Source organism: Moorena producens PAL-8-15-08-1 (assembly GCF_001767235.1).
In the GTDB taxonomy this organism is placed as follows: domain Bacteria; phylum Cyanobacteriota; class Cyanobacteriia; order Cyanobacteriales; family Coleofasciculaceae; genus Moorena; species Moorena producens_A.
Map to the genome: position 1 here is coordinate 4,270,023 of NZ_CP017599.1, position 13,249 is coordinate 4,283,271.

Consider the following 13,249-nt stretch of genomic DNA (forward strand, 5'->3'; position numbering starts at 1 on the left):
AGATAATTTTCTTGTAATTATTTAACAAATCTTAAAATACTAACCTTGCAGTACGAGCCAAGAACCATATCTGACTACTACCGCCAGCGTTCTCGGCTAGTCTGGGGACGCAGGATGGCTTTGGTAGGGGCATTGATTACCTTTAGCATCAGGCTAGCGTGGGATTTCCTCACTGGTAGCCTTAGCCAAAATCAGCCTCAACGAGCCTGGGAATTTCGTGAAAAGCTGACTCAACTTGGTCCAACCTTCATTAAATTGGGACAAATCCTTTCCTGTCGTCCGGATATTGTTCCTCCTATTTATTTAGAGGAACTCACTAAATTACAAGACCAATTACCTCCTTTCCCTAATCACATTGCCTATCAGTTAATTGAAGAAGAATTAGGGGATAAGTATAACAACATCTATGGCTCACTGAGTGACAAACCCGTAGCTGCTGCTTCCCTAGGACAAGTGTACAAAGGGACACTTAAAACTGGTGAAATCGTAGCAGTAAAGGTGCAACGCCCTGGTCTGGTGGAGTGTATTTCCCTAGATATCTATATCCTGCGGAAAATAGCAGCATGGGGCCAAGAATCAATCTCCTTTGTTCACAGCGACCTAGTAGCACTTATCGACGAACTAGCTATTCGCTTGTTTGAAGAAATGGACTATACCCAGGAAGGTCGCAATGCGGAACGATTTGCCCAACTTTACGGTGACATTAACAATATCGCTGTACCACGTATATACTGGCAATACTCGGGGCGGCGGGTGTTAACCATGGAGTGGATCACTGGGACTAAATTGACGGAACTAGAAACCATTAAAGCCCAGGGATTAGACCCGAATACCCTGATCGATGTGGGATTTCAGTGTTGCTTGCGGCAACTTTTAGAAGAAGGTTACTTCCATGCTGACCCTCACCCTGGCAATTTATTGGCTACCCCTGATGGTAAGTTGGCTTATCTTGACTTTGGCATGATGAGCTCAGTAGAACCGTCTTATCGGTATCGCTTACTGGAATCGGTTGTCCATATTGTTATTGGTGATTTTGAAGGTTTAGCACAAGACTATAAGAAACTCGACTTTTTGCCACCGGATACAGATGTGACCTCGCTGATTCCTGAACTCACTGATATTTTTGGTGGGGTGATGGAAGCTACTGTGTCAACATTCGGCTTTAATCGTATTATTCGGAAGCTATCCCCGTTACTTTATAAATATCCATTTAAATTACCCACTTACTACCTCCTGATTTTCCGGAGTGCCGCTACCTTAGAAGGGATAGCGATTAAGCTCAATCCTAATTTTCAGCCCTTCAATGAAACTTATCCCTATGTTGCCCAACGGCTGTTGACGGATTCATCTCCCCAATTAAGGACTTGTTTACAGGAGATTGTGTATCAGGATGGTGGAATTCAATGGGATGTTTTGGAGGATTTATTAGGTCAGGTGCACACAAGTAGGGAGTTTGATATTAGTGCGCTCTTACACCAGGGTTTGGAATTTCTATACTCCGAGCAAGGGAGTATATTGCGTAATGCTCTGGTTGAAGAGATGGTTACCAGTTTAGAGAATCTCTCATACAAGACTCTTGGGCAGATCAGTGCATCGGTAGGCTTGGCGGTTAATGTAACTGGAAAATTAGAGTCTCCTAACCTGGAGCGGATGCAAAAGATTGGGGCTATGATTATTGAATCCTCTAGGTTTGACCTAGAATCGGTACCGAAGATGCTGGAACTTTTGTTAAAGCAGGAAACTCAACGGCTAGGTCAGCAAATTGCTTCCGAAATTGCCAAGCGAATGTTTCGGTAACAGAAAAGTTATAGCCCTGCGCCCAGGGAATAGGGAATAGGGAATAGCGATGCAGCGCGGTCTTGGGGGTTTCCCCCATGAGCGACTGCATCAAGACGGGAACAGGGAATGATGCGCGCTTGTCACATAGCGCTGCATCTCTTTGTCACTTGAATTTATCAACACCATTGCTTGCATTGCTATATCTGATTGTTAACGGATGCCGTAACAGATGTCAAGGATGGGGAGATTGATTGAGATTGGTCAGTATTCAGATATGAAGTGAATGCTGATAGCTGAATACTGATACCTGAATGATTACCTTTGCGATTGGCCTACGGCCACGCTACGCGAACGCATCTCAATTCTCAATTCTCAATTCTTAATTCTCAATTCTCAATTCTCAATTCTCAATTCTTAATTCTCAATTCTTAATTCTTAATTCTCAATTCTTAATTCTTAATTCTCAATTCTTAATTCTCAATTCTTAATTCTCAATTCTTAATTCTCAATTCTTAATTTTTAATTCTCAATTCCCTAAAACCTAATACGGTAACCTAACGCTAAATGTACTACCCTCTCCCAACTGACTCTTGAGAGAAATCTCACCACCATGAGCTTCCACACATTGTTTAACAATAGCTAGCCCTAAGCCACTACCAGGAATTGTGCCAACATTGCTAGCACGATGGAAAGGCTCAAACAGTTGCGGTTGCTCTTCTGGGGGAATGCCCATCCCCTGGTCTTGAATCCGGAAGATAACACATTCTGTCTGAGCAATCAGTTCAAACTGAACTGTTCCCCCTGTGGGTGAGTACTTAATAGCGTTAGTGAGCAAATTGCTAAAAATGTGTCGCAGCAATCGTTCATCCCATAGGGCTTCCTTCAATTCCCCTTGACTGGTAAAAACTAGCTGATGGTTGTTGTTGGTACTGATTTGTAACTCTTCCACTAATTGGTGACAAAACCGTTTCAAATCCAACTGAGTAGGTTGACACAGGAGTCTACCGGAATCAGCTTTACTAATTAATGAAACCTCATCCAACAACTGGGCCATGTTTTTGATGGCCGAGCGAATTAGGCGCAAATGAACCAGTTTTTTTTCTTTAGGTAATCGTTCCTCTTTGTCTTGGAGCAATCCAGAACAAAGGAGGATTGTATTTAAGGGATTACGAAAGTCGTGAGAGAGCATGGAAACAAATTCGGCTTTGCGCTGATTGACTTCTTTGGCTCTAACCAACTCAGCGGTTTGTTCCTGAACCTGACTTTCTAGGGCTTGATTTTCTTGTCGTAATGCAACTGCTGCCTGCTTACGTTCAATAGCATAGCGCAAGGAACGAACCAGCATTTTTCCCTTGACTTGCCGCTTGACTAGATAATCTTGTGCTCCTTGACGAACTGCCTCAATCGCTAATTCATCATCATTGGTATTGGTTAGCACTACAATCGGTAAACTAGGCGCTTGCTTCATCAAGGGTCCGAGGGATGCTAGTCCCTGGCTGTCCGGTAGAGTCAGATCTAACAAGATCACATCGTAGGGAATTGACATTGCTCTAGCCTGAGCGATTTCCTGGAGTGCATCCCGCAACCGCTTGACATGAACTAGACTAAACTGCCTGAACTGAGCTTCTTTCAAAAACTCTTGTAACAATCTGGCTTCTGCCAGGTTGTCCTCAATTAACAAGATTTTTACTGAGCCTTCAGGCATTACCTTTTAGCATTCCTTCCTGAGAGTTTCTGTTAGTCAACCCTGATGTCTCATCCCTAGTGTCTCATGGCTGATGCCTAATCCCTAATATCATGTCCGGATAATTAGTGATAAAAAACCATCTCCGATTAAACCTTACTCCTTTACTTCTGCCTTCTGCCTTCTGCCCTCTGCCTTGTTTTCGCACCTTGTGTAAGTATTCAACCGGACATGATATAATCCCTAATCCCTAATCCCTTTATTGTGATGGCAGGGTGACAGTCGAGAGCCAAAAGTCTTCAATTCCTTTGACGATTTTGAATAATTCGCTAAGATTGCGGGATTTGGTGATATAGCAATTCACATGCAAGTCGTAACTCTGGAAAATGTCATCCTGATTTCTTGAGGTAGTTAATACCACCACAGGAATCCGTTTGAGATTAGGGTCAGCCTTAATCTCTGCGAGGACCTCTCGACCATCCTTTTTTGGCAAGTTTAAATCTAGCACGATCAGGTCTGGACGGACGGCATCAGCATACTCTCCTTCTTGGTGTAAGTAAGCCATAGCGTCCATGCCATTTCTGACCGTTACTACCTGGTGGGGTACCGAGCTATTTTTTAACGCTTCTTGGATTAAGCGAATATCGGCTTTATTGTCTTCAACCAAAAATATGATTTTGTGTCTTTCGTCCGTTTCTACGCTCACGCTCGCGTCCCCTTACTGGAATTGTAAAATAGAAGGTGGCACCGTGACCTAGTTCTGACTCTACCCAAATTTTGCCCCGGTGGCACTCCAGAATCTTTTTACAGATAGCCAAACCCATACCTGTGCCAGGATACTCATCCCGGGTGTGCAGACGTTGGAAGATCACGAAAATGCGATCGCTAAACTGCGGTTCAATGCCAATGCCATTATCCTGCACTGAAAATAGCCATGAATCCTCCAGTCGTTTTGCCCCCACATGGATTTCCGGCGGCTGTTCACTGCGGAACTTGATCGCATTACCGATTAAGTTCTGGAACAGTTGCATCAACTGGGTGCTATCAGCCATGACTGTTGGGAAGGGGTCATGGGTAATCACTGCCCCAGTTTCACGGATGCGTCCCCGCAAATTAGCCAGAGCATGGTCTAAGGCCGTCTCCACTTCCGTCAGTTTAAACTCAATGCCCTGCAAATCGACTTTTGAGTAAGCCAACACATCATCAATCAGGGTTTGCATGAGGCTGACTCCCTCAACCGCAAAGGTAATAAACTCGCTGGCATCTTCGTCAAGTCTGTCATTATAGCGCATTTCTAAAAGCTGCACATAATTGGCCACTTGATTGAGGGGTTCTTGCAGGTCATGGGATGCCACATAAGCAAACTTTTTCAGTTCAGCATTGGAACGTTCTAGATCCTGAGCCAATTGAGCCAATTCATCAGCTTGACGCAGGACAATATTAATCAGTGCTTTCCTCAGTTCCAGTGCTGTCTTAATTTCCACCTGTTTCCAGGGTAAAGAGGTTAAGCGAACGGTTTCTTTCCACAGTTCAAAGGATTTACGAGGCGACAGTTGCAAAGTCCCCTCTGTGTGGGTTGTTTCAAAAGCTTTATTGGGGTCTCCCCCCCAATTAACAGTTTGAATCACCTCTGGTCGGAACCACAGCACATAGTTTCTCTTGGAAATGGGGATAGCTAGCAGCCCACTACCAATATCTTTAAACCGTTGTGCATCAGGATAAAGGCGAGGCAGGGAATCAGTATAGAAAACCTCTTGATCAACATTCTGTTTCAGCCATTGCACCAAAAACTTCAGGTCTTCTTCACTAGGGGTCTCACCAATAACCGTAAAATTATCCCCAAAACAAATTGCTGCACCTTGAGCACTGGTCAAGTCCAGTAAATTGGGGTCATGCTTAACTAAGCCATCAATAAAGTTTTCTTCTTGGGACATATACTCAATCAATATCGATTGAATATAGGACAACTTCATCTGATAGTCATAGTCTTCCGTCTCTTCTCGGGCTGAAATTTCTGAAAATATCACTCGTCCTAAAAATTCGCAAGCTTTGCGCAACTCATAGGATACATACTTAGGGGTTTGATGATGACAAGCAATCAGTCCCCAGAGTTTTTGATCTTTAATTAGTGAAATCGTCAAAGACGCCCCAACTCCCATATTGTGGAGGTACTTGATATGACAGGGAGAAGCACTTCTGAGAATCGATAATGTTAAATCAAGGGGGCGATTGGTGATCGGGTTTTCGGTAGGAAAAATTTCAACAGGTTGGGAATTTGCATCTGGAATTAAGCGGATCCAATTGGAACAGAATAATCGTCTGGCTGGTTTAGGAATATCCGATTCTGGATAGTGTAAGCCTAGGTAAGATTCCAGACTGTCTAGTTTTTCTTCCGCAATAACGGCTCCATGGTCATCATCTTCAAATTTATATAACATCACCCGGTCAAACCCAGTGACCTTTCGCACCTCTTTGACGATGATTTGACAAAAATCCCGGAGATTTGAAGTTTGTTGGAGCTGGTTAATGGAGGCTCTTGCTAGATGATAAAAGCTTAAAAATGGGATAGTCTCCCGGGAAACTGCTGGTTCTAATTCCAGAATCAGACAGCCATCTGAATTACGATGAAATACACCATCAAATACTGCGTAATCATCGCCCTTTTTCCTCGCCCAAATTTTAGTAGGATTGATCAGGTCTAGATTTTCCTCAGATAACCCAGCTTTAATTCTCTCCACTTGGAATGGGTCAAGTACATCTTCTAGGGTTTTTTCTAGCATGGCTTCGGCAGGGATTCCCAAAACCCTAGAGGTATTGTTGCTAACTTGTAAGATTTTCAGCTCAGGCTCTTCCAGTACCAAGAGTCCCCCATGAGGCTGTATTTGACCAATCACATGAATCGGTTCATGATTCAATTTGGTTTGTTGTGCTGGTAAATTTATTCCTACCATAATTCTCCGACCTTAATCCAGGATTATCAACAGTTATACGACCTCTGTAAGGAAGTCTCCTTGATTACCAATATCATTCCAAATACTATTTCTAATACTATTTAGTTTTTTCCTTGTGAATCTTTAAGCGAACTTACCTATGACTACCTAGTATTTCCTAGTATATCCCAGTAAGTCAAGGATTAGGTCTAGAGTAATTTTTAAAAAAATATTAAATTTTTTGGTATTGCCTTTAGATCTTCTGCTGTTTATGGGATTCCTCTTGCCATCAAGGGGAATGTTAGGCTTGCTTCTAAAAAAATATTAATAATAATACCTAAAAACTCAATATTTAATAATTTAACTTAACAAAAAACGTTAACTTCTAATGGACAAACGTGAACGCAAATCAGGTTGCTACACATCACTTTCATCTCCCCACACTCCATTAAGGGAGTAGGGAGTAGGGAGTAGGGGTAACTAAGTTGACTGTACCTCCTGTATCTCATAAGTATGATTAACGCTATAAAAATCTTTGCCATCTCCCCATCTCCCCATCTCCCCATCTCCCCATCTCCCCACACCTCCCACCCTCTCCCCATCTCCCCATCTCCCCATCTCCCCATCTCCCCATCTCCCCACACCTCCCACCCTCTCCTTAATTAATTATGGGTATTCAAGCAGACTTGATATTAGTAGACTCTATAGGTCAGGCTGGTAGTCAGTATTTACTAGAGAATATTACTACTGAAGTCATTGCTCCCTAGTATGATCAGGTTCTTGATGAAGTGTTGTCAAAAGCTGAGTAGGGGATCTGTTGATTGTAATTTATTGGTTAATCAATCTTGTCGTCCAAATTTAGCGGATGAATTTGTAGTATGCAAAGTTATACGCTAATTCTCTATAGCTTGGCAATTTTTTTGCGTATAAATACTGGTAATTTTTAAATTTATGTGTTTGATAATATCTAGATAAAGCGTCATGATTACGGATTACACTATGAAGTGCGGAATGTGGGTTGAAGTTGGCAAAATAGCCTTGACTTATTCGCCGTTTTTTGATATTCTCTGATTATAGGCATGGACAATTGTTGAGTAAAAGCAATGTAAGGATTATACCTCTGCGGAAAATAAACCTGAAACCCCAGGTCTGAGCTAAACTTTAATTTACCGCAGATATCTCTTAGACAAAGTTATCCCCAAAAAAAAATTAATCAATTGTCCGGAAAGCTATAGCTTACTAAGAATAGCTATTTAGTTCATAACTACTAGTTTTGGCTTAGGAACTAATTTAAAAATATCAATCGGTGCTCGCTAAAACTTAATTAAATAATTTACTATGAACAAATTAAATAATATTTATTTATTTAAATAATTAATTATTTAATTTCAGGAGTGGGCTTCGATGGTCCTATTGATCTCAGTCTCTCCCCGCTACACTTTTTTAAAGTTTTCATTTAAACGCCAGGAAAGTGAGTAAAGGTGAGATGTAAGCATTTAGCTATCAGCGGTCAGCGGTCAGCGGTCAGCTTTGTAGCACAGGCTTTGGCCTTGGCCAAAAGGCCACGCGGGGCGCGTTTGGCCACGCTGTGCGAACGACCCTGTGACTTCACTCAGATTAAACAAATGGTTACCTGTTTTCTTCAAAAGCACCTCACGTAGCCTGCGCGTAGCCCATGAGCTGATAGCTGATAGCTGACGGCTGAATGCTTACGGTGAGATTTTGTGTCTATAGTTTTTCTAAATAGTTCATGAACAATATTACTGATTTTTAATAACATCAAAAAATCCTCCAAGCTCTTTAATACTGCTCCTTAAGTAGACATATAGCAAGCCCGTAATTTATGTTTATTCATATTGGCTACCATAAAACAGCCACGACATTTTTACAACAATATATTTTCCCTAATCACCCAGAAATAGAGTATTGGAATCGCCATTCTCCAAAGTACAAATGGCTGGCGGACATTGTGACGTGCCATGATTTTGATTTTAACGCCCATGAAATCCGTTTGAAAGCACAATCAGTTTCTAGTACCACCAAAGTTAAATTAATCTCATGGGAGCAATTTTCAGGAGCTCCATATCGGGGAGGAAGTGATAGCCGTATCATTGCCGATAGGCTACATGGGGTATTCCCTAATGCGAAGATCATTATTTCTATCCGTAACCAGTTAGATATGATTGATTCGTTGTATAGACAGTATATCCATCAGGGGGGAGGCTGTGGTTTTGATAGCTTCTTAAATCTTTCCCATGAATGCTGTGTTTATTTTTCCTTGAAACATTTATGTTACGACAGGATGATTCATTACTATCAACAGCTTTTTGGGACTGGGGCGGTTTTTGTCTGTTTATATGAGGCATTCCAAGCATCACATTATGACTTTATTAGTAAACTTTTTAGGTTCATGTCGCTAAAATCAAACAGTTTCAATAACGAAATTTTTATGAACAGAACTAATCAAGGCATGTCTTCTCTTTCTATCGCGATCGCACGTATAGTAAACCGGTTTGTGTATAGCCCATCATTCAATCCCAACCCCGTTATTCCTTTTAGAGCGATAAATTCACACTTTTTTCGTCGGTGTTTACAAGGCTATTTAGATCCATTAATGTTTAATCGTATATCTGGTAAACGAAGTTTCATCTCTAAAGAAAGGCGCGTTCAATTAAATGATTATTTTCGCACCAGTAATCGCTCATTATTAAATAGGGTAGATTTGCCTTTGAAGGAATATAATTATCCTTTGTAAGAGCGGCGAGCAAGAGCAAGAGAAAGCGAGAGTTTACATGAGCAAAATTATTGGTTTGATTACGGCACGGGGTGGCTCGAAGTCCATTCCCCGTAAGAATACTACCTTGCTGGCGGGTAAGCCCCTAATTGCTTGGACAATCGAAGCGGCTTTACAAAGTCATAGGTTGAATCGTGTGATGGTTTCTACTGACGATGAAGAGATTGCTGACGTGTCGAAAAAGTGGGGGGCTGAGGTGCCATTCCTGCGCCCCGCAGCACTAGCGCAAGACGATTCACCTCACATTCCCGTGTTGATACATGCTGTCGAGTGGTTAGAACAAGTTGAAGGGACAACACTAGACTATCTGATGTTGTTGCAGCCGACTTCGCCGTTGCGTTCGGCTAAGGATATTGACTTAGGGATTGAATTGGCTTTGGCTCAGAATGCTGATAGTGTCGTCAGTGTCTGTGAGGCGTCCACCCATCCCTATTTTACGAGGCGGATCACGAGTGACGGTAAACTACAGGATTTTGTGCAAAAACCCGATGGCTACCTGCGCCGACAAGTGCTGCCGCCCGCCTATGCTTGGAATGGGGCGATATTTTTGGTACGGCGGGATATCTTAATGGAAAAGCAGACTTTGGAAACAAACTCTACTTATGCTTATGTGATGACACCTGAACACTCCCTAGAGATTGACACGCCTTGGGATTTGTACCTGGCGGATTTGATTTTGAATAATCCTGCAAAACATTGATACACTCAAAGTGAGTTTGACTTTATGTTTGGAGGTAAAATGTCAAATCTGTTTGCGATTTGTTCAGTATTAAGTTTTACCTGGGCCCAATGTTTGGTGTCATCTTTATTGCCCGAAGAAGAAAACCATCTCTGGCTCTATACCTACCCGCTCTTTTATCAATTATCCCAGTCATGGAAAACTTTGCTGATTCCTGAGCTATGGTCAAGTATATGGTACGTCAACTTCCAGCAGAAAGAAGCTTGTATTATTCCTCAAAAGTTGTTGCGCTCTCCCTACAATTATCATCTCACCCTATCTAAGAGTGAAGGGAGGATGAGAGAAAAATTAGATACTCTGGACAGTCTCTCTCATATATACATCCATTCTAACCTTGGACAACCAGTGTTGCGCTTTTTACACCAAGAAAGCCAACGCCGAAACTGTCGTTTCATCTATTTAGAAGATGGGTTAGGTGCATATAAGCCTCCCCAGTCTGTTTCCACCGGAACCAGGACTCTAAACACCATCAGATGGATAAAACAACAGTTGTATCGAGGGCCTATAGGAATCGAGACCATTATAGGGAGTATAGGAACCTGCCTGTTCCTCTATCTAACAAATAGGCAGCATATCTATTCACCATATCATAATTTGATGAAATTTGATGAAGCCTATCTAATGTTTCCTGAAAAATCCCCAAAGGTTAAGTTTCCTGGTGCCATTATCCATGATTTATCTCAATTTGTGACCCCCAGTCAAATAAATGAGCTGAAACAGCGTGCTAACTTATCAGAATATATTGATTGGTCAGGACAAGATGAGGGCAAAAATTCAGCCCTCTTTTTATCTCAGTCTTTAGCAGAAGACTCTTTACTCAAGATGGAACATCAGGTGGATTTGACCAAGGGTATCCTGGAGCAGTTAGTTCGCCAATATCAGCTGGTTTTCTATAAACCCCATCCCCGGGACTCCCAGGCAAAAACAACGGCTATTTTGTCATCTGTACCTACGGTTAAGCTCTTTGCCGAAAAGGTATCATTGCCCGTTGAAATAGTCCTGGAAGAGGGTCAGATCCAGGCTTGCTATGGAATATTTTCATCAGCTTTGGTCTATCTGCCTATTTTGTCAGGTATTCAGACCTATTCTTTCTTCCCATGGATGGTGCGTGAGTTAGAATCTATGGGAGTGAACCCTTTGGTATTCAAGAGGTTTTTCGAGTGCCATCAGGCACAGTTTGAGGGAGAAACCATTTGGTTGGAGGAGTTGGCCTATGAATAGATTTGAGCTGGGTAGCCGAAAAATTGGGGCGGAACATCCCCCGTTAGTTATTGCCGAAATCGGGATCAATCATGAAGGGGATGTTGAGAAAGCGATTCGCATGGTCGATGATGCCTATGGGGCGGGCTGTGAGTGTGTAAAGTTCCAGTGCCACGTCATTGAAGATGAGATGATTCCTAATGATGTGGTGCCGGGTAACGCCAATGAGAGTATTTGGGAGATCATGAAGCGTTGTGCCCTTTCCGAAGATGAAGAAGTTCGGCTCAAAGCCTATGTGGAGTCAAAGGGTATGATCTATCTGTGTACCCCTTTCTCACGAGCAGCTGCCATCCGCTTGGAAAAGATGGGGGTCTGTGGTTATAAAATCGGTTCTGGCGAGTGCAATAATTACCCGTTGGTCAAGCATATTGCTGCTTATGGTAAGCCTGTTATCCTCAGTACGGGGATGAATAATTTGGCCTCAATTATGCCAGCGGTGGACATCTTGCGAGAAGCGGGCGTCCCCTTTGCCATCATGCACTGCACCTCCATGTACCCGACGCCTTATGAGAAGGTTCGTTTGGGGGCATTATCGGTTCTGGCAGAACAGTTTCCGGACGCAGTGTTAGGTTTGAGCGATCATTCCCTTGGCAATTATACCTGTTTTGGGGCAGTGTCCTTGGGGGCTCGCATCTTGGAAAAGCACTTTACTTCTGATAAAAGCTGGGCAGGACCCGACGTTCCGATTTCGATTGATCCAACTGAACTAAAAGAGTTAATCCACGGCTCAAAGGTTATTTATAGCGCCTTGGGAGGCACAAAAGAGGTCTTGCCCGAAGAACAACCCACCATTAACTTTGCTTATGCTTGCGTGGTCTCAATAGGAGAGATATTGCCTGGAGAAAGGCTGACGATGGAAAATATTTGGGTTAAGCGTCCCGGTACAGGGCAGATTAAGGCCGTTGACTTTGAAAATCTGTTGGGTAAGAGAGTGCGACGGCATATTCCAAAAGACACGCAACTGGATTGGGTCGATGTGGAGTGATAAGTGATGAAACAATTACTAAAGGCGATCGCTGATCCAATTCATAGCACGAGGTATCTCTTAGCAAGGGTAAAGGAGTTCATGCCCCAGTCGTCGGAAAGAATCTCACGAGATGCGGGGGATTTTTGGAGTCGCAGCGATAAGAGCGACCGTATTAAAGACTTTTCTCACTGGCTGGGGGAAGGCAGATGGTCTGACGAACAACGTTGGACTCGGGTCGGGCAAATGAACTTGGAACGGTTTGAGAAACTATGTTTGTTTGCTAACACCACCAGACCCATTCGTAGCATGATTGAGTGGGGTCCTGGGGGCGGCGCGAATGCGGTACAATTTTGTTCAGAAGTCGAGACATTCATAGGCGTAGATATTTCGGAGGCTAATCTGGCTGAATCCCAGCGCCAACTGGAAAGTCTTGGCTTTGATGGGTTTCAGGCGATTTCGATTGAGGCTGAGAAACCAGAACAAGTCCTTGAGCATGTTGACTCTACCATAGACTTTTTTCTTTCCACCTCCGTTTATCAACACTTTCCGAGCAAAGACTATGGAGTACGAGTCACCAAGTTGGCTTATCAACTCCTATCTGATCAGGGTGTGGCCCTGATCCAAATCAGATACGATGATGGGTCTGAAAAATTTAAGCCCAAGCTGCGGGATTATCACCAAAATGCAATCACCTTCACCTCCTATCATCTCGACGAGTTTTGGGATATAGCGATGTCTATTGGTTTTAAACCATTGTGTATCACTTTGGGTAGCTCTTGCTATGCTTATTTCTTTCTCAAGAAGCAGAAAATAGACAGTGAATTTTGTACCAACAACTTATAAAATTGATCTTGACCCCGCCAAAGCCAAATTCCCCGTACCAATATCTCTGGGAAACCAGCCCTACTATTTGGTGCGCTCCGAATCGGGTTATCAGCTTATATCAAGGGTTTGCCCCCACCAAGGGCGGGAAGTTTCCGATGACGGCGAGTGTTTTACTTGCCCGTTTCATGGCTGGCGCTTTGAACATGGAACCGGAAAGGGAATAAACAACCAGGCGGCGTTGTCGGCGATACCAGTAACAGTTTCGGGGGAT

General features: G+C 43.0%; 10 protein-coding genes and 1 pseudogene. 7 read left to right on the plus strand and 4 right to left on the minus strand.

Going from position 1 to position 13,249, the window contains the following annotated elements; genetic code table 11:
• Positions 1 to 45 precede the first annotated feature (45 nt).
• The gene (locus BJP34_RS15915) at positions 46 to 1,797 is read left to right on the plus strand and encodes an ABC1 kinase family protein (RefSeq protein WP_070393182.1); all 1,752 of its coding nucleotides are present in this window, start codon (positions 46 to 48) and stop codon (positions 1,795 to 1,797) included.
• A gap of 523 nt (positions 1,798 to 2,320) precedes the next feature.
• Here BJP34_RS15915 and BJP34_RS15920 read toward each other — a convergent pair.
• The 4 genes from BJP34_RS15920 to BJP34_RS43455 all read right to left on the minus strand — a co-directional run bounded on the left by BJP34_RS15920 (position 2,321) and on the right by BJP34_RS43455 (position 6,959).
• On the minus strand, positions 2,321 to 3,484 hold the full coding sequence (locus tag BJP34_RS15920) for a hybrid sensor histidine kinase/response regulator (protein WP_070393183.1): 1,164 nt from the start codon (positions 3,482 to 3,484) through the stop codon (positions 2,321 to 2,323).
• A gap of 238 nt (positions 3,485 to 3,722) precedes the next feature.
• Positions 3,723 to 4,130, minus strand: coding sequence for a response regulator (locus BJP34_RS15925; protein WP_229424392.1), 408 nt, complete (start codon positions 4,128 to 4,130; stop codon positions 3,723 to 3,725).
• On the minus strand, positions 4,123 to 6,414 hold the full coding sequence (locus BJP34_RS15930; RefSeq protein ID WP_070393185.1) for a sensor histidine kinase: 2,292 nt from the start codon (positions 6,412 to 6,414) through the stop codon (positions 4,123 to 4,125). The genes BJP34_RS15925 and BJP34_RS15930 overlap by 8 nt, the downstream gene beginning before the upstream one ends.
• A gap of 344 nt (positions 6,415 to 6,758) precedes the next feature.
• On the minus strand, positions 6,759 to 6,959 hold the full coding sequence (locus BJP34_RS43455) for a hypothetical protein (protein WP_158517249.1): 201 nt from the start codon (positions 6,957 to 6,959) through the stop codon (positions 6,759 to 6,761).
• A gap of 1,277 nt (positions 6,960 to 8,236) precedes the next feature.
• Here BJP34_RS43455 and BJP34_RS15940 point away from each other — a divergent pair.
• The 6 genes and pseudogenes from BJP34_RS15940 to BJP34_RS50445 form a co-directional block, all read left to right on the plus strand.
• On the plus strand, positions 8,237 to 9,148 hold the full coding sequence (locus tag BJP34_RS15940; RefSeq protein ID WP_070393187.1) for a hypothetical protein: 912 nt from the start codon (positions 8,237 to 8,239) through the stop codon (positions 9,146 to 9,148).
• A 37-nt stretch (positions 9,149 to 9,185) separates the two neighbouring features.
• Entirely contained in the window at positions 9,186 to 9,887 is a 702-nt protein-coding gene (locus BJP34_RS15945; protein WP_070393188.1) for a cytidylyltransferase domain-containing protein, read from the plus strand.
• Positions 9,888 to 9,983: 96 nt separating this feature from the next.
• A complete protein-coding gene (locus BJP34_RS15950; RefSeq protein WP_149031006.1) occupies positions 9,984 to 11,147 on the plus strand; it encodes a polysialyltransferase family glycosyltransferase in 1,164 nt (387 codons plus the stop codon).
• A complete protein-coding gene (locus BJP34_RS15955) occupies positions 11,140 to 12,171 on the plus strand; it encodes an N-acetylneuraminate synthase family protein (protein WP_070393190.1) in 1,032 nt (343 codons plus the stop codon). The genes BJP34_RS15950 and BJP34_RS15955 overlap by 8 nt, the downstream gene beginning before the upstream one ends.
• A gap of 6 nt (positions 12,172 to 12,177) precedes the next feature.
• Complete coding sequence (locus BJP34_RS15960) at positions 12,178 to 12,996, plus strand: class I SAM-dependent methyltransferase (protein WP_083305205.1); 819 nt, start codon at positions 12,178 to 12,180, stop codon at positions 12,994 to 12,996.
• A pseudogene (locus BJP34_RS50445) lies at positions 12,971 to 13,201 on the plus strand (Rieske (2Fe-2S) protein); the annotation flags it as partial. The gene BJP34_RS15960 and the pseudogene BJP34_RS50445, both read left to right, overlap by 26 nt.
• Between the last annotated feature and the right edge of the window lie 48 nt (positions 13,202 to 13,249).

Excerpts from the sequence above, each read along its gene's own strand:
- BJP34_RS15955 (WP_070393190.1), top strand. The coding sequence starts at position 11,140 with ATGAATAGATTTGAGCTGGGTAGCCGAAAAATTGGGGCGGAACATCCC.
- BJP34_RS15930 (WP_070393185.1), bottom strand. The coding sequence starts at position 6,414 with ATGGTAGGAATAAATTTACCAGCACAACAAACCAAATTGAATCATGAA.
- BJP34_RS15945 (WP_070393188.1), top strand. The coding sequence starts at position 9,186 with ATGAGCAAAATTATTGGTTTGATTACGGCACGGGGTGGCTCGAAGTCC.
- BJP34_RS15960 (WP_083305205.1), top strand. The coding sequence starts at position 12,178 with ATGAAACAATTACTAAAGGCGATCGCTGATCCAATTCATAGCACGAGG.
- BJP34_RS43455 (WP_158517249.1), bottom strand. The coding sequence starts at position 6,959 with ATGGGGAGATGGGGAGATGGGGAGATGGCAAAGATTTTTATAGCGTTA.
- BJP34_RS15920 (WP_070393183.1), bottom strand. The coding sequence starts at position 3,484 with ATGCCTGAAGGCTCAGTAAAAATCTTGTTAATTGAGGACAACCTGGCA.
- BJP34_RS15940 (WP_070393187.1), top strand. The coding sequence starts at position 8,237 with ATGTTTATTCATATTGGCTACCATAAAACAGCCACGACATTTTTACAA.